Here is a 20,484-nt window from a genome sequence, read left to right as displayed (position 1 = left end):
TAGTGGGGCGCCTGGGGGCTCTCGTGTGGTGCGCCGTGGACGGGGGGGGTGTATCCACGGCTGCTATGTCGACCTGGCCCGGGTCAATGGGGGTCGTGTCTCCGACTATGGCAGACGGGTGGCCTCGTCGCCAAAAGTCCCTACCGGTAGAAAATCGGGCAAATGGGGATTGATCGTCTATGAATCATTGGTGACCTGCGGCACTCGCCTTGCAAACATTGAATGGCTATGCGGTTCATCGATTGTTTCCCCGGCCCGTCCGTATGGTGGACGCCCCGGAGTGGCCCGCAAACGTCCTGAATCGGCCTAATCATCACGATTCGGTCGACATCCTTCTTTACTGGACAGGTGAAGCCGACCGACCGCCGCGGCGCCCTCCGGACGGGCGCGGCCGCCGCCCTCGCGGGAACCCTCGCCACCGCCTGCGGTACGGAGCCCCGCCCCGCCCCCGCCGTCTCCCGCCGCCCCGGCACCGCGCCCGCCGCCGCCCCGGTCGCCGCGCCCGCCCCACGCCGCTTCCCCGGCCGGCCCGCCGAGATCGACCACGGCCCCCGCGACCGGCCCCGGGTCGCCCTCACCTTCCACGGCCAGGGCGACCCCGCCCTCGCCCGCACCCTCCTCGGCCAGGCGGAGAAGGCCGGCGCCCGCGTCACCGTCCTCGCCGTCGGCTCCTGGCTCGACGAACACCCCGGCATGGCCCGCCGCGTCCTCGACGGCGGACACGACCTCGGCAACCACACCCAGCACCACATCGACATCAACGCCATGACCGAGGCCGAGGCCCACGCGGAGATCGAGGCCTGCGCCACCCGCCTGCGCCGCCTCACCGGCTCCGTCGGCACCTGGTTCCGCCCCTCCAGGACCCAGCACGCCGCCCCCGCCGTCCTGCGCGCCGCCCACCGCGCCGGATACCCGCACACCCTCTCGTACGACGTCGACTCCCTCGACTTCACCTCACCGGGCGCCGCCGCGATCGTCCGCAACGTCACCGGCTCCGTCCGGCCCGGATCGGTCGTCAGCCTCCACTTCGGCTACCCGGACACCGCCGCCGCGCTGCCCCTCCTCCTCGCCGACCTCGACCGCCGCGGACTGCGCGCGGTCACCACCACGGAGCTGCTGACCTGATGGCACATCACACCGGGCGCACCGGGGCCCTCCTCGCCGCCGCCCTCCTCGTCACCCTCGCGGGCTGCGGCGGCGGGAACGACACCAAGGACGGCGCCGCCGGGGTCAAGAAGGCCGCCGCCCCCGCCGTACCCAAGCCGGCCGCGGCCCCCGCCGGCCTCCCCGGCATGCCGCCGCTCCTCGACCCGAACGACGTCTACGCCGCCGACCGGCCGAACAAGCTCTCCCCGGTGGTCCGGAACTTCCCCTCCCGGGTCTACGTCCCCAACACCACCTCCAACACCGTCTCGGTCATCGACCCCGCCACCTACCGGGTCGTCGAGACGATCCCCGTCGGCAACCAGCCCCAGCACGTCGTGCCCTCCTGGGACATGAAGACCCTCTGGGTCAACAACAACCGGGGCCACACCCTCACCCCCATCGACCCCGCCACCGGGATCGCGGGCAAGCCGGTCGAGGTCCACGATCCGTACAACCTCTACTTCACGCCCGACGGCAAGTACGCCGTCGTCATGGCCTCCCTCGACCGCGAACTCGTCTTCCGCGACCCGCACACCATGGAACGGAGGAAGACCGTCCCGGTGAGCTGCTACGGCGTCAACCACGCCGACTTCTCCGCCGACGGACGGTACTTCGTCGTCTCCTGCGAGTTCTCCGGCGAACTCCTCAAGGTCGACACCGAGAAGATGGAGGTGATCGGACAGCAGAAACTGCCCTTCCAGGGCGCCATGCCGCAGGACGTGAAGATCTCCCCGGACGGCAAGACGTTCTACGTCGCCGACATGATGGCCCACGGCATGTGGGTCCTCGACGGCGAGAAGTTCACCACCCCGACCCTCCTCCCCACCGGCAAGGGCGCCCACGGCCTCTACGTCAGCCGGGACTCGCGCGAGATGTACGTCCCCAACCGCGGCGAGGGCTCGATCTCCGTCTTCGACTTCGCGAAGAACAAGCTCACCAAGAAGTGGTGGCTCCCGGACGGCGGCTCCCCCGACATGGGCGGCGTCTCCGCCGACGGCAAGGTGCTGTGGCTGTCAGGGCGCTACAACTCCGAGGTGTACGCCATCGACACCACGAGCGGCAAACAGCTCGCCCGCATCCCCGTCGGCGGCGGCCCCCACGGCCTCGCCGTCTACCCCCAGCCCGGCCGCTACTCCCTCGGCCACACCGGCGTCTTTCGCTAGGGCTCGGTTCACCCTCAGGACCGCCGGTCCTGAGGGTGGCGGGAGTCATCCCGCCACCAGCAGCGCCTCCGACGCCACCGGGCGGAAGCCCGCCGCCTGGAAGACACGGACGCTGCGGGCGTTGCCCGGCGACTGCTGCGCCCACACCACCCCGCCCGGGGTGAGGTGCCGGGCCGCCGTCGCCAGGGCGCGCCCGAGACCCCGGTGGCGTACGTCCTCGTCGACCTCGATCGCGGCCTCCCAGCGGCCCGCGACGCCCCGGCCCAGGACCAGCAGCCCGCCGTCCGCCGCCCACACCCGGACCTCGTCGCGGAACTTCAGTGCCCGCGCCACCCGGGGATGGGACGGGTCCTCGATCGCGCGGAGCTCCAGCGGCGGAGGGCCCGGCAGGGCGTCGGCGACCGTGAGCAGATCGATCGTGTTCATGCCCCGGCCGGTGCGGGCCATCAGGGCCGCGAGGAAGCCCGGGTTCATGCTCGCCGCGAGCGGATCGCTCGCCGTGGCCGCCAGCTCGGCCCGTATCCACTCCGGATCGGCGTCCGTGAACACCACCGAATGGGCGGTGAAGGCGAGCACCCCCGCGTCCCGCGGGTTCGGCTGCGGCACCACCGTCGTCGAACCGTCCGGGGGCGGGAACTTCCCGCGTGCCGCGTTTGCCAGGATCCGTGCCACGTCGTCGTTCATCCCGCCATCATCCGGCAGGACGGGGGCCAGCTAATCTGACCCCCGTCAGAGAAGCACCGAGAAGGGGCGGAAGCAGTGGCGGACATCGACGCGGCACGCACGGCATTCAACAAGTTCGACGCCGACGGGGACGGTTTCATCACCGCCGCGGAGTACAAGAGCCTCATGGCGAAGTTCGGCGACTTCAACGTCACCGAGTCGGTCGCCGAGGTGCTCATCAAGCAGCGGGACGACAACGGCGACGGCGTCCTGTCCTGGGACGAGTTCTGGGCGCACTACAACAAGGCCTGATCCGCCCGCCCGGGCGGGCGGTGCAACGCTGAGTTGCCGCCCGTCCGGGGCTCGGTGACGATCGTCCGGTGACGCTTCCCGGACCCTTCGGCACCTTGAGCCGTCCGACCGCGGCGGTCCTCGCCGCGCTCGCCGCCCTCGCCGTCATCGGCCTCGCCCTGCTGGGCGCCGGCCTCGCCCGGACAGGTACCGGCGAGCTCCGGATACCCGCCGCCGGCACCACCGCGCTGCTGCGCTTCCTCGTCCTCACGGGCCTCGCCGTCCACATCGGCGAACTCGCCGGACGCCGCCTCGCCGGGGAAGGGCCCCGGCCCCGCGCCCTGTCCGTGCCCGCCGCGCTGCTCGGCGCGGCCGCCTCCGCCGGGCTCCTGCTGCTCCTCGCCGCCGTCAGCGGGCTGAGCCTGCCCGTCGTGTACGGGCTGTGGGAGGGCCGGCTGCTGCTCCTCACCGCCAACGCCTTCGCCCTCGCCGCCCTGTGCGCGGCCTCGCGGCGGCCGGGCCTCGCCGTCGTCCCGCTCGCCGTCGCGGTCGTGGCCGAGGCGGTGCGGGCCCACCCCGAGACGAACACCCCCGCCGTGGGCATCGGGCTCACCGTCGTCCACCTCACGGGCGCCTCGCTGTGGCTCGGCACGCTCCTGTACGTGCTGCGCACCATGCGGCTGCGGCGCGGGGGCCGCGAGGTCCTCGTCCGCTACGCCCGCATGGCCGCCGTCGCCTACGCCGCCCTCGCGGCCACCGGCACGGCCTCCACGCTGCGCCGACTGCCGCTGGACGCCGTCCTGACCACGGCGTACGGCCGGATCCTGCTGGTCAAGCTGCTGCTGTTCGGCGGGGTGAGCCTGCTGGCGCTCGCGGCCAGGAGCCGGATGCTGTCCGGCGGCGACGCCGAGGCCCCGGCCCGGATCGAGGTGGCCGCGCTGGCGGTGATCGTGGTCGTCTCGGCGCTCCTCACGGTGATGCCCGACCCGCACTGGATCGCACCCTGACACCGTGAAGGCACTCCGGCCCCGGGCCGCGTAGGCCCCGGGCCCCGTAGGCCCCGGGCCTCAGCCCCGCAGGGCGACGCGGAAGGACGAGGCCCACAGCACGACCGCCGTCCAGGTGTACTGCCGCTGGTCGAAGAGGCGGGCGCGGGGGGCGTCCCCTTCGGAGTACCGGGGCCGCGTACGGGTCGCGTACGGGGCCTACCGGGAGGGGGAACGGTTCAGCACTCGATGATGTTCACCGCGAGACCGCCGCGCGCGGTCTCCTTGTACTTGACGCTCATGTCCGCGCCCGTCTCCTTCATGGTCTTGATGACCTTGTCGAGAGAGACCAGGTGGCTGCCGTCGCCGCGCATCGCCATCTTCGCGGCCGTGACGGCCTTGACCGCCGCCATGCCGTTCCGTTCGATGCACGGGATCTGCACGAGCCCGCCGACCGGGTCGCAGGTCAGGCCCAGGTTGTGCTCCATGCCGATCTCGGCCGCATTCTCCACCTGCTCGGGGGAGCCGCCGAGGACCTCGGCGAGCGCGCCGGCCGCCATCGAGCAGGCCGAGCCGACCTCGCCCTGGCAGCCGACCTCGGCGCCGGAGATGGAGGCGTTCTCCTTGAAGAGCATGCCGATCGCGCCGGCCGCGAGCATGAAGCGGACGATGCCGTCTTCCTTCTCCTCCGGGGAGGCGCCGCCCGTCACGAAGTTCACGTAGTAGTGCAGGACCGCCGGGATGATGCCGGCCGCGCCGTTCGTCGGGGCGGTGACCACCCGGCCGCCCGCCGCGTTCTCCTCGTTCACGGCCATCGCGTAGAGGGTGATCCACTCCATCGCGAGCGCCGCCGGGTCGCCCTCGGAGCGCAGCTTGCGGGCCGTGTTCGCGGCGCGGCGGCGCACCTTCAGGCCGCCCGGCAGGATGCCCTCGCGGGACATGCCGCGCGAGACGCAGGCCTGCATGACCCGCCAGATCTCCAGGAGACCCGCGCGGATCTCCTCCTCGGTGCGCCAGGCCTTCTCGTTCTCCAGCATCATCGAGGAGATGGAGAGGCCGGTCTCCTTGGCGAGCCGCAGCAGCTCGTCACCGGTGCGGAAGGGGTACTTCAGGACGGTGTCGTCCGGGACGATCGGGTTCTCGCCGGCGACCGCGTCCTCGTCGACGACGAAGCCGCCGCCGACCGAGTAGTACGTCTTCTCCAGGACCAGGGCGCCCTCCGCGTCGTACGCGAAGATCGTCATCCCGTTGGCGTGGTACGGGAGCGCCTTGCGGCGGTGCAGGATCAGGTCGGCGTCGAAGTCGAAGGGGATCTCGTGCGCGCCGAGCAGGTTGATCCGGCCGCTCGTCTTGATCCGCTCGACCTCGTCGTCCGCCGTCTCGACGTTCACCGTGCGGGGCGAGCTGCCCTCCAGGCCGAGGAGCACCGCCTTGGGGGTGCCGTGGCCGTGGCCGGTCGCGCCCAGGGAGCCGTACAGCTCCGCACGTATGGCCGCCGTGTGGGCGAGCAGGCCCTCGTTCTTGAGCCGGCGGGCGAACATCCGGGCCGCGCGCATCGGGCCCACCGTGTGGGAGCTCGACGGGCCGATACCGATCGAGAACAGGTCGAAGACCGAGATGGCCACGGAGAGACTCCTTGTGGGGGCTAGACGCCGTTGTCTGCCGGGGTGGTGCAGAACGGAGCAGGAAGATCGAAACGGGGCACGACACGGGGTGGGGCACCGCACTCACCTTTCAGTGTGCGCGATGCCCCAAACGTTCGTACGAACAAAAGGGTACGAAATTACTTCAGGCCGGGGTACAGCGGGTGCTTGTCGGCCAGAGCGGTCACCCGGGCCTTGAGGGCCTCGGCCTTCTCGCCGTCGAAGCCCGGCTTCAGGGTCTCCGCGATGATGTCGGCGACCTCGGTGAAGTCCTCGGTGCCGAAGCCGCGGGTCGCGAGCGCCGGCGTACCGATGCGCAGACCCGAGGTGACCATCGGCGGCCGCGGGTCGTTCGGAACGGCGTTCCGGTTGACCGTGATGCCGACCTCGTGGAGACGGTCCTCGGCCTGCTGGCCGTCGAGCTCGGAGTTCCGCAGGTCGACCAGGACCAGGTGCACGTCCGTACCGCCGGACAGGACCGAGACACCGTGCGCGGTGACGTCGTCCTGGACCAGGCGCTCGGCGAGGATGCGGGCGCCGTCCAGGGTGCGCTGCTGGCGCTCCTTGAAGTCCTCCGAGGCCGCGACCTTGAAGGAGACGGCCTTGGCCGCGATCACGTGCTCCAGCGGGCCGCCCTGGAAACCGGGGAAGACCGAGGAGTTCAGCTTCTTCGCGAACTCCTTCTTCGCCAGGATGATGCCGCCGCGGGGGCCGCCGAGCGTCTTGTGCGTGGTGGAGGTCACCACGTCCGCGTACGGAACCGGGTTCGGGTGCAGACCGGCCGCGACCAGGCCCGCGAAGTGGGCCATGTCGACCCACAGGTACGCCTCGACCTCGTCGGCGATCCGGCGGAACTCCGCGAAGTCCAGCTGGCGCGGGTAGGCGGACCAGCCCGCGATGATGACCTTCGGGCGGTGCTCCTTGGCGAGGCGCTCGACCTCGGCCATGTCGACCAGACCGGCCTCGTCCACGTGGTACGCGACCACGTTGAACTGCTTGCCGGAGAAGTTCAGGCGCATGCCGTGGGTGAGGTGGCCGCCGTGCGCCAGGTCCAGACCCAGGATCGTGTCGCCGGGCTGGGCGATCGCGAAGAGGGCGGCCTGGTTCGCGGAGGCGCCGGAGTGCGGCTGGACGTTGGCGTACTCGGCGCCGAACAGGTCCTTGACCCGGTCGATCGCGATCTGCTCGGCCACGTCGACGTGCTCGCAGCCGCCGTAGTAGCGGCGGCCCGGGTAGCCCTCGGCGTACTTGTTGGTGAGGACGGAGCCCTGGGCCTCCATGACCGCGACCGGAGCGAAGTTCTCCGAGGCGATCATCTCGAGGGTGGACTGCTGACGAAGGAGCTCGGCGTCGACGGCGGCGGCGACGTCGGGGTCCAGCTCGTGGAGGGGAGTGTTCAGAAGCGACATGAATCGATCCCTAAGGGGTCTCGGGCCCGGTCTCAGTTCCCGGCGGAGAACGCGGTGTACTCGTCGACGGAGAGCAGGTCGTCCGGCTCGCCCGCGACACGTACCTTGAACAGCCAGCCACCCTCGAACGGAGCCGTGTTCACCAGCGACGGGTCGTCCACCACGTCCTGGTTGGCGGCGACGACCTCACCCGTGACGGGGGAGTACAGGTCGCTCACGGACTTCGTCGACTCCAGCTCGCCGCAGGTCTCGCCCGCGGTGACGGTGTCGCCGACAGCGGGGAGCTGGGCGTAGACGACGTCACCGAGCGCGTTGGCCGCGAACTCGGTGATGCCGATCGTCGAAACGCCGTCCACGGCGTCCGACAGCCACTCGTGCTCCTTGGTGTAGCGCAGCTGCTGGGGGTTGCTCATGACCTGATTCTCCTGGATCGGGGGAGTACTGATGAACGTGGGTCTCGCGGGGTGAGACCCGGGATGAGACGACTGCGTCACTTCTGGCGCTTGTAGAACGGCAGCGCGACGACCTCGTACGGCTCGTGGGTGCCGCGGATGTCCACACCTACACCCTCGGTACCGGGCGCGGCGTGCGCCGCGTCCACGTACGCGATCGCGATCGGCTTTCCGAGGGTCGGGGACGGGGCGCCCGAGGTGACCTCGCCGATCACCACGCCGTCCTTGACGACGGAGAAGCCGGCGCGCGGGACCCGGCGGCCCTCGGCGATCAGGCCGACGAGCTTGCGCGGCGGGGCGGTCTCGGCGCGCTCGGCGGCCTTCTCGAGCGACTCACGGCCGACGAAGCGGCCCTCGTTGGTCGTCTTCTCGAACTTGACGACCCGGCCGAGACCGGCGTCGAAGGGGGTGAGGGCCGTCGTCAGCTCGTGGCCGTACAGCGGCATGCCCGCCTCCAGGCGGAGCGTGTCACGGCAGGACAGGCCGCACGGGATGAGGCCGACCGGGGCGCCCGCCTCGGTCAGGGCCTTCCAGACGCCCTCGGCGTGCTCGGGCTTCAGGAACAGCTCGAAGCCGTCCTCGCCGGTGTAGCCGGTACGGGCGATCAGCGCGGGCACGCCCGCGACCGTGCCGGGCAGGCCGGCGTAGTACTTCAGCCCGTCCAGGTCGGCGTCGGTGAGCGACTTCAGGATGCCGGGGGACTCCGGGCCCTGGATCGCGAGCAGGGCGTACGCGTCGCGGTCGTCGCGGACCTCGGCGTCGAAGCCCTCCGCGCGCGCCACGAGCGCGTCCAGGACGATCTGGGCGTTGGAGGCGTTGGCGACGACCATGTACTCCGTCTCGCCGAGGCGGTAGACGATCAGGTCGTCGAGGATGCCGCCGTCCTCCTGACAGATCATCGTGTAGCGGGCACGGCCCACGCCCACCGTGGAGATGTTGCCGACGAGGGCGTGGTCGAGGAGCTCGACGGCCTGCGGGCCCGTGACCGTGATCTCACCCATGTGGGAGAGGTCGAACAGGCCCGCCCGGGTGCGGACGGCGTTGTGCTCGTCCCGCTCGCTGGCGTAGCGCAGCGGCATGTCCCAGCCCGCGAAGTCGGTCATGGTCGCGCCCAGCGAACGATGCAGCGCATCGAGGGCGGTCAGACGGGGGGCAGTGCTCATGGGGTGGCTCCCGGATCCCAAGGGCGGTTCGGTGACGAAACACATGACGGGCGAGGACGTCCTCCCCATCTGTCATGGAACCTGAGAGGTTCACCGAGAGCATCTCGTCACCGGAAGATCGGCACCGAGAGATCGGCTTGCACCTTGGGTGGGGACACGGCAGGGTGTCCCGCTTTTCAGATCTGCCTCATCCACGCGGTACGGGGCCTGAGAGATTCAAGGGAGGGTCTTGCTCCTTCGGCGTCCGGACGCCTGGGGCGGTCCGGAACTCTCCCGCGCGGATTCGAGCGGCCGGTATGCGGTTGTATTGGCGACTGAGCGCGCCTGGCGGGCACATCATTGCACGCGTGCTCCGCGCGGCACATCACTTGTATCTCATTACCGCTTCTTTACACTTTGTGGGCAAGGGTCTCCCGAGGCCCGGCAGGGGGAGCAGCGATGAGGATCCAGCACACCGGCGCATACGCGACGAGTACCGGTACCGGCATACCGTCCCAGCGTGCCCGGGCCCGGACCAGAGCCAGAACCCGCCGGCGCGGCCGGATCCTGCGCGACCTGCGCGAGCGCGGCGGCCGGGGGCCCCGGGCCCTCCTCTTCGCGGCCGGCGACCTCGTCGTCGTCTCCGGGCTGCCCGGCAGCGGCAAGTCCACCCTGATGAAGCGCGCCGCCGACGGCCGGGGCATCGACTCCCAGGACGTCCGCGAGCGCTGGGAGGCCCGCATGCCGCGCCTCCTGCCGTACGCGGTCTACCGCCCCCTGGTCCGGCTCGCGCACTACGCCGGGCTGCGCCGCGCCCTGCGCTCCGGCGCGAGCGTGATCGTGCACGACTGCGGCACCCAGTCCTGGGTGCGCGGCTGGCTCGCCCGCGAGGCGGGACGCCGCGGCGCCGCCCTGCACCTCGTCCTGCTCGACGTCGACCCGGGCACCGCGCGCGACGGCCAGCGCGACCGGGGCCGCGGCGTCTCCGCGTACGCCTTCGCCCGGCACCGGCGGGCCGTCGGCCGGCTCCTGCGGACCGCCGAGTCCGGCGGCCTGCCGCACGGATGCGCCTCGGCGACCCTCCTCGACCGGGACGCCGCGGACGCACTTCGGAAGATCGGCTTCCGCGACGTGGCCTGAGGCCGGCCCCGCATCCGTACCCGCTGCTTTTGGCCACGGCGGCGCCAGGGCGGCGTTAGGGTGCTGCGGGGCGGTGCGGGAGGACGCGCCCCCGCGAGATAGGGGAAAAGGGACCGTGGACGTGACGTGGCCGGGCAATGAGCTCGAAGAGGTGCTGTCCGCCTCGCTCGGCAACCCCGCCGCAGGGGGCCGACTGGTCGAGGTGCTGAGCCGCAGCGAGGTCTGGGTGCCCCTGCCCAACGGCGGCGGCCCCGACAGCCCCGACCTGGACCTCGCCACCCTGGAGATCGACGGCGCGGCCTTCGTCCCCGTCTTCAGCTCCGAACAGCAGTTCCTCGCCTGCGTCGGCACGCACATGTCCTACACCGTCGCCCCCGCCCGCGACTTCGCCCGCGGCCTGCCCCCGCAGCTGGGCATCGCCGTGAACCCCGGCGGCACGGTGGGCGTCCCGCTGCCCCCGCCCGCCGTCGCGGAACTCTGCCGCGCCGGCCGCACCCCGCTCGACGGCCCCGCCAGCGGCGGCCGCGTCCGACTCTTCGAGCCCGACTGGCAGGACGACCCCGTCGACTTCCTCGCCGCCGCCTCCGCCGAGTTCGAGGCCACCGGCGTCGTCGCCTCCGCCCGCCGCGCCCTCGCGAGCGTCGAGGGCACCGAACCGGCCCTCTTCATCGGCGTCCAGCTCGCCGCCTGGGACGGCGTCGACCGGAACGCGCCCCTGGACGCCCTCGGCCGCGCCCTCGGCCGCGTCGAGGTCGCCTGGCCGGTCAACCTCATCCTGCTCGACATGGCGCAGGACCCGGTCGGCGACTGGATGCTGGAGCGGGTACGCCCCTTCTACCAGCGCGCCGCCGGGTGAGCGGCACCCTGTTTAAGCTGAACTGAACCGAGCCGGACCGAATCGGCGGCCGGACAGACGTGGTGAACGGAAGAGGGGCGGGACACAGGGTGAGCGCGTCAGGCACCGCTGCGACCGGACAGGTCGAGCACATGCTGCGCCAGGTGGCACCCGGGCGCTACGACGCGTACGAGAGGCTGCTGCACGCCCTGGCCGACGGCGAGGTCTGGATGCTGCTGTGGCAGGGCTCGCCCGGCTCGTCCGACGCCCAGTACGGGAACATGGAGGTCGACGGATTCGGCTACGCGCCCTGCGTCACCTCCGCCCAGGAGCTCGCCGCCTCCGGCTGGAACCGCGCCCACGAGCTCGTCACCGGCCGCGAGATGGCCCGCGCCCTCTACCCCGACCGCTGGGGCATCTGGCTCAATCCGCACGCCCCCGGCGGCGGCGTCGGCATCCCCTGGGCCGACCTGCGCCGCATCGCCACCGGCCTCGACCGGATGCCCGCGGGACCGCTGCGCGTCAGCGAACCCGCCCTGGAGATCCCGCAGTTCTACGCCCTCCTCACGCAGAACGCGCACCGCACCCCGGCCGTCAGGTCGCTGCGCCGCGGCTGGGTGCAGCCCGCGCTCGGCTCCCCGTACCTCGCCGTCGGACTCGACCTGTACGACACCTCCCCGGCCGCCGTCGACGCCGTCCGCGCGATGATGCGCCAGTCGATCTCCGCCGTGCCCGACGGGCTGCCCGTCTCGACGGTCGCGCTCTCCGACGCGTACGACCCGGTGGCCCTCTGGCTGAGCGCCCACGCGCGCCCCTTCTACGACCGCGAGGCGCACGCCGGACGCGGATCCGCCGCCGTGCCGGGGTACGGCTACCCACCGCCGGCTCCGTCCGGATACTGAGACGTCACCTTTTCCCCCTCGTACCCCAACGGCCTCCGGAGTCCTCTCCCGAGGCCGTTGTTCGTACCAATACCGCACCTCGAACGCCCAGTTGGGCGACATGTCCGATTGCGGTGAAGAGGACCCGAGATGGTCCGCTCAGGTGATCACGACGTCCGGATAACGGAAGTCGCAGCACCGCATCACGTTTGAGCAAACATTCCTCGTCAGGGCTGGCGGGTGATCGCAAGCGCATTGAAGACTCCCCGGAACACCGGGCGTTCGGCTCCTTTCGAACCGATGCCCAGCAGGTTGTTCCACCGAGCCGCTACCCGCGGCGGGCAAGGGCCGGCTACCGGCGGCCGAGAGGGGTCCTCACCACGATGACGGCACCACTGCACGAGACGAGTGCGGGCGAGTCGACCGCCACCGTCGTCGGCGCGCCCGACGCTTCCGGCACTCCGGACAACTCCGGCACCTCCGAAGCCTCCGGCAAGGCGATCCAGGGCCGCTCGCCCTGGCAGATCGCCTGGACCCGGCTGAAGCGCGACAAACTCGCCCTCGCGGGCGCCTTCGTCGTCGTCTTCCTCATCCTCGTCGCGATCTTCGCCCCGGTCATCGTCGGCCTCCTCGGCCACCCGCCGAACGAGTTCCACGAGGACCAGATCGACCCGCTCTTCGGCACCCCGATCGGCTCCTGGGGCGGCATCAGCTCCGACTTCCTCCTGGGCGTCGAGCCGGTCAACGGCCGCGACGTCTTCAGCCGGATCGTCTACGGCGCCCGGATCTCGCTGCTCGTCGCCTTCCTCGCGGCGGTCTTCGCGGTCTTCCTCGGCACCGTCCTCGGCATCGTCGCGGGCTACTTCGGCGGCTGGATCGACGCCGCCCTCAGCCGCGTCATGGACGTCATGCTCGCCTTCCCGCAGCTGCTCTTCACGATCGCCCTGGTCTCGGTGCTGCCCACCGAGTTCCTCGGCCTCGAAGGCTCGGGCGTCCGCATCGCCGCGCTGGTGCTCGTCATCGGCTTCTTCGGCTGGCCGTACGTGGGCCGCATCGTCCGCGGCCAGACCCTCTCGCTTCGCAACCGCGAGTACGTCGAGGCCGCCCAGAGCCTGGGCGCCGGCCGCTTCTACATCCTGCGCCGGGAGCTGCTCCCCAACCTGATCGCCCCGATCATGGTCTACGCGACCCTCATGATCCCCACCAACATCCTCACCGAAGCGGCGCTCAGCTTCCTCGGTGCGGGCGTGAAGCCTCCCACCGCTTCCTGGGGCCAGATGCTGTCGACGGCCATCACCACGTACGAGGCGGACCCCGTCTTCATGGTGATCCCCGGCCTCGCGATCTTCATCACCGTCCTTGCGTTCAACCTCTTCGGCGACGGCGTGCGTGACGCGCTCGACCCGAAGGGCTCCCGCTGACCGCTCGCCGACGGCGACACCCACGACCCGCCCCTGCCGCTGGCGACAGGAGGCTCATCCCCCAACGGCGGACCGACATGACGGCCGCCACTACTCCGGAGGTTGCGAGACCCATGACTCTGATGAGCTCTCAGAGGCGCAGAATCGCCGCGGGCGCACTGCTGGCGGCGGCCGTGATGGTCGTCACCACCGCGTGCGGCGGCGACGGCGGCAAGTCGGGCGACAAGGACGGCAAGACGGGTGCGGCCGGCTTCAACGCCGCCGTGAACAAGGTCTCCAACGCCTCGGACAAGAAGGGCGGCGAGCTGAAGTTCATCGGCTCGCAGGAGGCCGACAACTGGGACCCGCAGCGCGGCTACTACGGCTTCGTGTGGGACTTCGCCCGCTACTACACCCGCCAGCTCGTCACCTTCAAGGCCGAGCCGGGCGCCGCCTCCACCGAGCTCGTCTCGGACCTCGCCACCGACACCGGCAAGGTCTCGGCCGACGGCCTGACCTACACCTTCACGCTGAAGGACGGGATCGCCTGGGAGGACGGCAAGCCGATCACCTCCAAGGACATCAAGTACGGCATCGAGCGCATCTGGGCCCAGGACGTCATCTCCGGCGGCCCGATCTACCTGCAGCAGGTCCTGGACCCCAAGGGCGACTACAAGGGCCCGTACAAGGACACCTCCGCGGACAAGCTCGGCCTGAAGGCGATCGAGACCCCGGACGACAAGACCATCATCTTCAAGCTGCCGGTCGCCAACGGTGACTTCCTGCAGATGCTGGCCATGCCCGCCGCCTCCCCGGTCCGCCAGGACAAGGACACCAAGGCCAAGTACGGCCTGAAGCCCTTCTCCTCCGGCCCGTACAAGTGGCAGTCGTACACCCCGAACAAGTCGATCAAGCTCGTCCGCAACGACAAGTGGGACGCGAAGACCGACACCGTCCGCAAGGCGCTGCCGGACAGCGTCAGCGTCACGTTCACCACGAACGCCGACGACATGGACAACCGTCTGGTCGAGGGCGAGTACGACCTCGACATCAACGCGACGGGTGTCGGCGCCGCCGCGCGCCAGAAGGTGCTCCAGCAGCACAAGGGCAACGTCGACAACCCGCAGACGGGCTTCATCCGCTACGCGGTCTTCCCGCAGACGGTCATCCCCAACATCGAGTGCCGCAAGGCCATCATCTACGCGGCGGACTCCAAGTCCCTCCAGACCGCCCGTGGTGGCCCGCAGGGCGGTGGCGACATCGCCACCAACATGCTGCCGCCGGCCCTCAAGGGTGCCGACCCGAAGGCCGACCCGTACGGCAAGCTCGCGGGCGCGCCGGACCTCGTCAAGGCCAAGGAGGCCCTGAAGAAGTGCGGTAAGCCGGGCGGCTTCAAGACCAAGATCGCGGTCCGCAACAACAAGAAGGTCGAGATCGCGACCGCCGAGTCCCTCCAGCAGTCGCTGCTGAAGGCCGGCATCGACGCCCAGATCGAGCAGTTCGACGGCGCCCAGACGTCCGGCATCATCGGTTCGCCGAAGGTCGTCAAGGACAAGGGCTACGGCATCATCATCATGGGCTGGGGCGCCGACTTCCCGACCGGGCAGGGCTTCCTCCAGCCGCTGGTCGACGGCCGCTTCATCCTCCAGAGCGGTAACAACAACTTCTCCGAGCTGAACGACAAGGCCGTCAACGGCCTGTTCGACCAGGCGCTGAAGGAGACCGACCCGGTCAAGGCCGGCGAGCTCTACAAGCAGATCAACACGAAGGTCTCGGAGGCCGCGGTCTACCTGCCCTTCACCCACGAGAAGAACATCATCTGGCGCAGCTCCCGGCTGACCAACGTCTACACGGCGGACGCCTACAACGGCCGCTACGACTACGCGTCGCTCGGCGTCGTCAAGTAATCCGACCCGCTTCACCGGCGCACCACCCGCCGCCAGGTCCGAAGGGCAGGTGATGGCCGAGGGCGGCGGCAGGGGAATCCGATCGGGTTTCCCTGCCGCCGACCGGCCGACCGCATGCTTGCATACATAGTCCGACGGCTCTTCGCAGTCGTCGTGATGCTGCTCGTCGTCACGCTCGTGACGCTCAGCATCTTCTTCCTCATCCCCAAGATGACCGGCAGCGACCCTGCCGCGATGTTCGTCGGCAAGCAGGCGGATCCGGCTTCCATTGAGGGCATCCGTCAGAAGCTGGGCCTGGACGAGCCGATCCTGGTTCAGTTCTGGCACTTCGTCTCCGGCATCTTCGTCGGCCGGGACTACACGGGCGGTGGCGACACCATCCACTGCGCGATGCCCTGTTTCGGCTACTCGTTCCGCACCGAGCAGGACGTGTGGACGATGCTGGTCGACGCCTTCCCCGTCACCCTGTCCATGGTCCTCGGCGCCGCGGTGCTGTGGCTGGTCCTGGGTGTGTCCACGGGCGTGATCTCCGCGCTCAAGCGCGGCACGATCATCGACCGCGCGGCCATGATCACCGCGCTCGCGGGCGTCTCGCTCCCCATCTTCTTCACCGCCATGCTGGCGATGCTCGTCTTCCGCACCCAGCTCAAGTGGGTCGACGCCTCGTACACGCCGATCACCGAGTCCTTCACCGGCTGGTTCGGCGGGCTCCTCCTGCCCTGGGTCACCCTCGCCTTCCTGTACGCGGCGATGTACGCGCGGCTCACCCGCGCCACCATGCTGGAGGTCCTCGGCGAGGACTACATCCGTACCGCCCGGGCCAAGGGTCTGCCGGAGCCGGTCGTGCTCGGCAAGCACGCGATGCGCTCCACCATGACCCCCATCCTGACCATCTTCGGCATGGACCTCGGCGCCCTCGTCGGCGGCGCGATCCTGACGGAGACCGCGTTCAGTCTCCACGGCCTCGGTGGCCTGGCCATCAAGGGCGTGAGCGAGCGTGACCTGCCGCTGATCCTGGCCGTCACCCTCATCACCGCCGCCTGCGTGGTCCTCGCCAACCTCGTCGTGGACCTTCTGTACGCGGTGATCGACCCCCGAGTGAGGCTCGCATGACGGACAAGCTGACGAAGACGGGCGCGGCGCTCGGAGAGCCCGTCGCGCCCGCGAAGGACGCCCCGTCGGACGCCTTCCTCGACGTACGCGACCTGAAGATCCACTTCCCGACCGACGACGGTCTGGTCAAGTCGGTCGACGGCCTCAGCTTCCAGCTGGAGAAGGGCAAGACCCTCGGCATCGTGGGCGAGTCCGGCTCCGGCAAGTCGGTCACCTCGCTCGGCATCATGGGCCTGCACACGGTCGGCCAGTACGGCCGGCAGAAGGCGAAGATCTCCGGCGAGATCTGGCTCAACGGCCGCGAACTGCTCTCCGCGGACCCCGACGAGGTCCGCAAGATGCGCGGCCGCGAGATGGCGATGATCTTCCAGGACCCGCTGTCCGCGATGCACCCGTACTACACGATCGGTCACCAGATCGTGGAGGCGTACCGCGTCCACAACAACGTGGACAAGAAGACGGCACGCCGGCGGGCCGTCGAACTCCTCGACCGGGTCGGCATCCCCGAGCCCGCCAAGCGGTTCGAGAACTACCCGCACGAGTTCTCCGGCGGCATGCGGCAGCGCGCGATGATCGCCATGGCGCTCGTCAACAACCCCGAACTGCTCATCGCGGACGAGCCGACCACCGCGCTCGACGTGACCGTGCAGGCGCAGATCCTCGACCTGATGCGGGACCTCCAGAAGGAGTTCGGCTCGGCGGTCGTCATCATCACCCACGACCTCGGCGTCGTCGCCGAGCTCGCCGACGACATCCTCGTGATGTACGGCGGGCGCTGCGTCGAGCGCGGGCCGGCCGAGTCCGTCTTCTACGAGCCGCAGCACCCCTACACCTGGGGCCTGCTCGGCTCGATGCCGAGGATCGACCGCGAGCAGACCGAGCGGCTCATCCCGGTCAAGGGCAACCCGCCCAGCCTCATCAACATCCCGAGCGGCTGCGCCTTCAACCCCCGCTGCCCGTACGCGGACGTCCCCAAGGGCGGCATCACGCGCACCCAGCGACCGGAGCTGGCCCTGGCCGGGGACCGCCACTTCTCGGCCTGCCACATGCCGCAGGAGGAGCGGACCCGTATCTGGACCGAAGAGATTGCGCCGAAACTGTGAGCGAGACCATGGAACCCCTCCTCAAGGTCACCGGCCTGAAGAAGCACTTCCCCATCAAGAAGGGGCTTCTCCAGCGGCAGACCGGTGCGGTCAAGGCGGTCGACGGGATCGACTTCGAGGTCCTGCCCGGTGAGACCCTCGGCGTCGTCGGCGAGTCCGGCTGCGGCAAGTCCACGATGGGCCGGCTCATCACCCGGCTCCTCGAACCGACCGACGGCACGGTCGAGTTCCAGGGCAAGGACATCTCCCACCTGGGAGTCGGCGGGATGCGCCCGCTCCGCCGCGACATCCAGATGATCTTCCAGGACCCGTACGGCTCGCTGAACCCGCGCCACACGGTCGGCACGATCGTCTCCGCGCCCTTCAAGCTCCAGGGCGTAGAGCCCGAGGGCGGTGTGCGCAAGGAGGTCCAGCGCCTCCTCGGCCTCGTGGGCCTCAACCCCGAGCACTACAACCGCTACCCGCACGAGTTCTCCGGCGGTCAGCGCCAGCGCATCGGCATCGCCCGCGCGCTGGCCCTGAAGCCGAAGCTGGTGGTGGCGGACGAGCCGGTGTCGGCCCTGGACGTCTCCATCCAGGCGCAGGTGGTCAACCTCCTGGACGACCTCCAGCAGGAAATGGGCCTCACGTACGTGATCATCGCCCACGACCTGTCGGTCATCCGGCACGTCTCGGACCGCATCGCGGTGATGTACCTGGGCAAGATCGTGGAACTCGCGGACCGCAAGTCCCTCTACGAGAACCCGATGCACCCGTACACCCGGGCCCTGATGTCCGCGGTCCCGATCCCGGACCCGCGCCGCCGGGGTGCCAAGAGCGACCGCATCCTGCTCACCGGCGACGTCCCGTCCCCGATCGCCCCGCCGCCCGGCTGCCGCTTCCACACGCGCTGCTGGAAGGCGACGGAGGTCTGCAAGACGCAGGAGCCCCCGCTCCTGGAACTCCGCCCGGGCCAGCGCGTGGCCTGCCACCACCCGGAGAACACGGACGCCCTGACGATCCCGGGAGCCCGGGAATCGGTAGAGATCACCAAGCCGGAGGAGAAGCCGACGGAGCCGGCGTCGACACCGAAGGCCACGGAGCCGCCGGCCGAGGCGGGTCCCAAGGCCGAGGCGGGATCCAAGGCCACGGCCAAGGCCGAGCCCGAGGTCGAGACGGACGCGGCCGAGGCAGACGCGGCCGAGCCCGATGTCGATGCGGCGGAGCCCGCCGCTGAGGCCGAGGCGCAGTCGTCGCCCGAGGGCGACGCGCCGAAGGCGTGACACCGAGAGGCCCCTGCCGCACCACTGCGGCAGGGGCCTCTGGCGTACGCGCCGTCCGGCTGCGGCGGGGTGCTGCCCGTGGTCTGTCGGCGGACGGCCTGCGGGCCGGGTGTGCGGGTTCGGGGCGGAGTCCCGGTTTTCGGTGCCGCTTGCTGCGGCGGGGGCCTCCGGTGTGCCGCCCGCAGGTGGGCGCGCGGGGCGGGGGCGGGTGTGTCGCGCCGTGCAGCGGGCGCGTGGGCGGGGGGTCGGGGGCGGAGCCCCCGGTCCCGTCAGGGTTTCGGGGAGGGGCGGGGTGGGGGAGTCACCGGCCCCGCCCCGAACACCCGGCACAATTGGGCGGTGCTCCACGATCTGTTCAGCCCCGATGTCCAGCACGCCTTGGACCTCGTCGGCATCTTCGTCTTCGCCATCTCCGGCGCCCTCCTCGCCGTCCGCAAGAACTTCGACGTCTTCGGCATAGCGGTCCTCGCCGAGGTCACCGCCCTCGGCGGCGGGCTCCTCCGCGACCTGATCATCGGCGCCGTACCCCCGGCCGCCTTCGCCGACCTCGGCTACTTCGTCATGCCGCTGGTCGCGACCGTCCTCGTCTTCTTCCTCCACCCGGAGGTCGAGCGGACCCAGACCGCCGTGAACGTCTTCGACGCCGCCGGCCTCGGGCTCTTCTGCGTGACCGGCACGACGAAGGCGTACGACTACGGCCTCGGTCTCACCTCCTCCGCCGCGCTCGGGCTCGCGACCGCCGTCGGCGGCGGTGTCCTGCGGGACGTGCTCGCCAACGAGGTGCCGTCGCTGCTCCGCTGGGACCGCGACCTGTACGCCGTCCCCGCGATCGTCGGCGCGACGATGGTCGTCCTCTGCATCCGCTTCGACATGCTCAACGCCTTCACCAGCGGCGCCGCCGTCCTCACGGCCTTCGTTCTCCGCCTCCTCGCGATGCGCTACCACTGGCGCGCGCCCCGCGCCTGGAACCGCCGCTCCTCCGCCCGTGAGGAACCAGAAAAAGCTACCGCTCAGTAATGGGCTGGGGTACCGTCGACGGTATGAGCACGAGCACCGAGACGACCGCCTCCGAGGCGACCGCCGTCGAGACCGCGAGCGAGTTCGACCGCGACACCGCCGTCACCCTCCGGGCCCCCGGCGTCTACGACGCCGACCTCTCCGCCGGCTGGACGATCATCCAGGCCGTCAACGGCGGCTACCTCCTCGCCCTGCTCGGCCGCGCCCTCGGCGACCACCTCCCGCACCCCGACCCGTTCACGATCTCGGCGCACTACCTCACGCCGTCCGTGCCCGGCCCCGCGGTGATCCGGACCGAGACCGTCCGTACCGGCCGGACCCTCTCCACCGGACAGGCCTCGCTCTTCCAGTACGCCGAGGACGGCACCGAGGTCGAGCGCATCCGCGTCCTCGCCTCGTACGGCGACCTCGACGCCCTCCCCGACGACGTCCGCACCACCGCGACGCCGCCCGCGATGGCCGCGATCGAGAACTGCTTCAGCGCCGCGGACAACCCGGCCCCGAGGATCCCCGGCTCCTCCGCCATCGCCGACCGGCTGGACCTCCGCCTCGACCCGGCCTGTGTCGGCTGGGCCGTCGGCGCCCCGTCCGGCAAGGGCGAGATGCGGGCCTGGTTCGGCCTCGCCGACGGCCGCGAGCCGGACGCGCTCTCCCTGCTGCTCACGGTCGACGCGCTCCCGCCGACCTCCTTCGAGCTCGGCCTCAAGGGCTGGACCCCGACCGTGGAGCTCACCACCCACATCCGCTGCCGCCCGGCCCCCGGCCCGCTGCGGGTCTCCATCACGACCCGCAACCTCGCCGGCGGCTTCCTGGAGGAGGACGCCGAGGTCTGGGACAGCGCCGACCGACTGGTGGCCCAGTCCCGCCAGCTGGCCCGCGCCCCGCGCGGCTGAGCCTCCGGGCGACCCGCGCGACGAGGCGGGCGGACGGG

Annotated in this window: 19 protein-coding genes and 1 riboswitch; of the genes, 14 read left to right on the top strand and 5 right to left on the bottom strand. The window is 70.7% G+C overall.

The window, feature by feature from the left end:
* The first annotated feature begins 348 nt into the window (after positions 1-348).
* Together ACFC0G_RS09465 and ACFC0G_RS09460 are read left to right on the top strand one after the other, a co-directional pair.
* Positions 349-1,125 (top strand): polysaccharide deacetylase family protein, encoded by a 777-nt coding sequence (locus tag ACFC0G_RS09465; protein WP_376399776.1) that lies wholly within the window; start codon positions 349-351, stop codon positions 1,123-1,125.
* Entirely contained in the window at positions 1,125-2,309 is a 1,185-nt protein-coding gene (locus ACFC0G_RS09460; protein ID WP_376399772.1) for a YncE family protein, read from the top strand. The genes ACFC0G_RS09465 and ACFC0G_RS09460 overlap by 1 nt, the downstream gene beginning before the upstream one ends.
* Before the next feature lie 45 nt (positions 2,310-2,354).
* On the opposite strand, the gene ACFC0G_RS09455 is transcribed toward ACFC0G_RS09460, so the two are convergent.
* A complete protein-coding gene (locus ACFC0G_RS09455; protein ID WP_376399769.1) occupies positions 2,355-2,993 on the bottom strand; it encodes a GNAT family N-acetyltransferase in 639 nt (212 codons plus the stop codon).
* Between the two features lie 75 nt (positions 2,994-3,068).
* On the opposite strand from ACFC0G_RS09455, the gene ACFC0G_RS09450 reads away from it, so the two are divergent.
* Both ACFC0G_RS09450 and ACFC0G_RS09445 read left to right on the top strand, forming a co-directional pair.
* The gene (locus ACFC0G_RS09450) at positions 3,069-3,284 is read left to right on the top strand and encodes an EF-hand domain-containing protein (protein ID WP_376399766.1); all 216 of its coding nucleotides are present in this window, start codon (positions 3,069-3,071) and stop codon (positions 3,282-3,284) included.
* Between the two features lie 95 nt (positions 3,285-3,379).
* Positions 3,380-4,270, top strand: coding sequence for a CopD family protein (locus ACFC0G_RS09445; RefSeq protein WP_376399763.1), 891 nt, complete (start codon positions 3,380-3,382; stop codon positions 4,268-4,270).
* 218 nt (positions 4,271-4,488) lie between these two features.
* On the opposite strand, the gene ACFC0G_RS09440 is transcribed toward ACFC0G_RS09445, so the two are convergent.
* From ACFC0G_RS09440 to gcvT, 4 genes are all read right to left on the bottom strand, one after another.
* Entirely contained in the window at positions 4,489-5,874 is a 1,386-nt protein-coding gene (locus ACFC0G_RS09440) for an L-serine ammonia-lyase (protein ID WP_376399760.1), read from the bottom strand.
* 158 nt (positions 5,875-6,032) lie between these two features.
* On the bottom strand, positions 6,033-7,301 hold the full coding sequence (glyA, locus tag ACFC0G_RS09435; RefSeq protein WP_376399757.1) for a serine hydroxymethyltransferase: 1,269 nt from the start codon (positions 7,299-7,301) through the stop codon (positions 6,033-6,035).
* 32 nt (positions 7,302-7,333) lie between these two features.
* Entirely contained in the window at positions 7,334-7,714 is a 381-nt protein-coding gene (gcvH, locus tag ACFC0G_RS09430; protein ID WP_376399754.1) for a glycine cleavage system protein GcvH, read from the bottom strand.
* A gap of 77 nt (positions 7,715-7,791) precedes the next feature.
* Complete coding sequence (gene gcvT, locus ACFC0G_RS09425; protein WP_376399751.1) at positions 7,792-8,916, bottom strand: glycine cleavage system aminomethyltransferase GcvT; 1,125 nt, start codon at positions 8,914-8,916, stop codon at positions 7,792-7,794.
* Between the two features lie 186 nt (positions 8,917-9,102).
* Positions 9,103-9,202, bottom strand: a riboswitch (glycine riboswitch).
* A 152-nt stretch (positions 9,203-9,354) separates the two neighbouring features.
* Here gcvT and ACFC0G_RS09420 point away from each other — a divergent pair.
* The 10 genes from ACFC0G_RS09420 (at position 9,355) to ACFC0G_RS09375 (ending at position 20,446) form a co-directional block, all read left to right on the top strand.
* A complete protein-coding gene (locus ACFC0G_RS09420) occupies positions 9,355-10,035 on the top strand; it encodes an AAA family ATPase (protein ID WP_376399748.1) in 681 nt (226 codons plus the stop codon).
* 115 nt (positions 10,036-10,150) lie between these two features.
* Positions 10,151-10,891 (top strand): enhanced serine sensitivity protein SseB, encoded by a 741-nt coding sequence (locus ACFC0G_RS09415; protein ID WP_376399745.1) that lies wholly within the window; start codon positions 10,151-10,153, stop codon positions 10,889-10,891.
* 89 nt (positions 10,892-10,980) lie between these two features.
* The gene (locus ACFC0G_RS09410; RefSeq protein ID WP_376399742.1) at positions 10,981-11,772 is read left to right on the top strand and encodes an enhanced serine sensitivity protein SseB C-terminal domain-containing protein; all 792 of its coding nucleotides are present in this window, start codon (positions 10,981-10,983) and stop codon (positions 11,770-11,772) included.
* Positions 11,773-12,134: 362 nt separating this feature from the next.
* Positions 12,135-13,172 carry an ABC transporter permease gene (locus tag ACFC0G_RS09405; RefSeq protein WP_376399739.1) on the top strand — a complete coding sequence of 346 codons (1,038 nt, stop codon included), beginning with the start codon at positions 12,135-12,137 and terminating at the stop codon, positions 13,170-13,172.
* A gap of 113 nt (positions 13,173-13,285) precedes the next feature.
* Positions 13,286-15,058: an ABC transporter substrate-binding protein gene (locus tag ACFC0G_RS09400; protein WP_376399736.1), complete on the top strand. Its 1,773-nt coding sequence runs from the start codon at positions 13,286-13,288 to the stop codon at positions 15,056-15,058.
* A gap of 114 nt (positions 15,059-15,172) precedes the next feature.
* Positions 15,173-16,171: an ABC transporter permease gene (locus tag ACFC0G_RS09395; protein ID WP_376399733.1), complete on the top strand. Its 999-nt coding sequence runs from the start codon at positions 15,173-15,175 to the stop codon at positions 16,169-16,171.
* Positions 16,168-17,274, top strand: a complete 1,107-nt coding sequence (locus ACFC0G_RS09390; RefSeq protein WP_376399730.1) for an ABC transporter ATP-binding protein — start codon at positions 16,168-16,170, stop codon at positions 17,272-17,274. The genes ACFC0G_RS09395 and ACFC0G_RS09390 overlap by 4 nt, the downstream gene beginning before the upstream one ends.
* Positions 17,275-17,282: 8 nt before the next feature.
* Complete coding sequence (locus tag ACFC0G_RS09385) at positions 17,283-18,536, top strand: ABC transporter ATP-binding protein (RefSeq protein WP_376400485.1); 1,254 nt, start codon at positions 17,283-17,285, stop codon at positions 18,534-18,536.
* A gap of 339 nt (positions 18,537-18,875) precedes the next feature.
* On the top strand, positions 18,876-19,553 hold the full coding sequence (locus ACFC0G_RS09380) for a trimeric intracellular cation channel family protein (protein ID WP_376399727.1): 678 nt from the start codon (positions 18,876-18,878) through the stop codon (positions 19,551-19,553).
* Positions 19,554-19,576: 23 nt separating this feature from the next.
* Positions 19,577-20,446 carry a thioesterase family protein gene (locus tag ACFC0G_RS09375; protein WP_376399724.1) on the top strand — a complete coding sequence of 290 codons (870 nt, stop codon included), beginning with the start codon at positions 19,577-19,579 and terminating at the stop codon, positions 20,444-20,446.
* Positions 20,447-20,484 lie beyond the last annotated feature (38 nt).

This window comes from Streptomyces sp. NPDC056169, from assembly GCF_042268445.1.
Taxonomy (GTDB): Bacteria; Actinomycetota; Actinomycetes; order Streptomycetales; family Streptomycetaceae; genus Streptomyces.
Note: the sequence above shows the minus strand (reverse complement) of the source record. Positions and strands in the feature narration are given on the sequence as shown.

Bases quoted from the DNA above. Each gene is read 5' to 3' on its own strand.
- ACFC0G_RS09460 (WP_376399772.1), top strand. From the start codon at position 1,125: ATGGCACATCACACCGGGCGCACCGGGGCCCTCCTCGCCGCCGCCCTC.
- ACFC0G_RS09455 (WP_376399769.1), bottom strand. From the start codon at position 2,993: ATGAACGACGACGTGGCACGGATCCTGGCAAACGCGGCACGCGGGAAG.
- glyA (WP_376399757.1), bottom strand. From the start codon at position 7,301: ATGTCGCTTCTGAACACTCCCCTCCACGAGCTGGACCCCGACGTCGCC.
- gcvH (WP_376399754.1), bottom strand. From the start codon at position 7,714: ATGAGCAACCCCCAGCAGCTGCGCTACACCAAGGAGCACGAGTGGCTG.
- gcvT (WP_376399751.1), bottom strand. From the start codon at position 8,916: ATGAGCACTGCCCCCCGTCTGACCGCCCTCGATGCGCTGCATCGTTCG.
- ACFC0G_RS09420 (WP_376399748.1), top strand. From the start codon at position 9,355: ATGAGGATCCAGCACACCGGCGCATACGCGACGAGTACCGGTACCGGC.
- ACFC0G_RS09405 (WP_376399739.1), top strand. From the start codon at position 12,135: ATGACGGCACCACTGCACGAGACGAGTGCGGGCGAGTCGACCGCCACC.
- ACFC0G_RS09400 (WP_376399736.1), top strand. From the start codon at position 13,286: ATGACTCTGATGAGCTCTCAGAGGCGCAGAATCGCCGCGGGCGCACTG.
- ACFC0G_RS09395 (WP_376399733.1), top strand. From the start codon at position 15,173: ATGCTTGCATACATAGTCCGACGGCTCTTCGCAGTCGTCGTGATGCTG.
- ACFC0G_RS09390 (WP_376399730.1), top strand. From the start codon at position 16,168: ATGACGGACAAGCTGACGAAGACGGGCGCGGCGCTCGGAGAGCCCGTC.
- ACFC0G_RS09385 (WP_376400485.1), top strand. From the start codon at position 17,283: ATGGAACCCCTCCTCAAGGTCACCGGCCTGAAGAAGCACTTCCCCATC.
- ACFC0G_RS09375 (WP_376399724.1), top strand. From the start codon at position 19,577: ATGAGCACGAGCACCGAGACGACCGCCTCCGAGGCGACCGCCGTCGAG.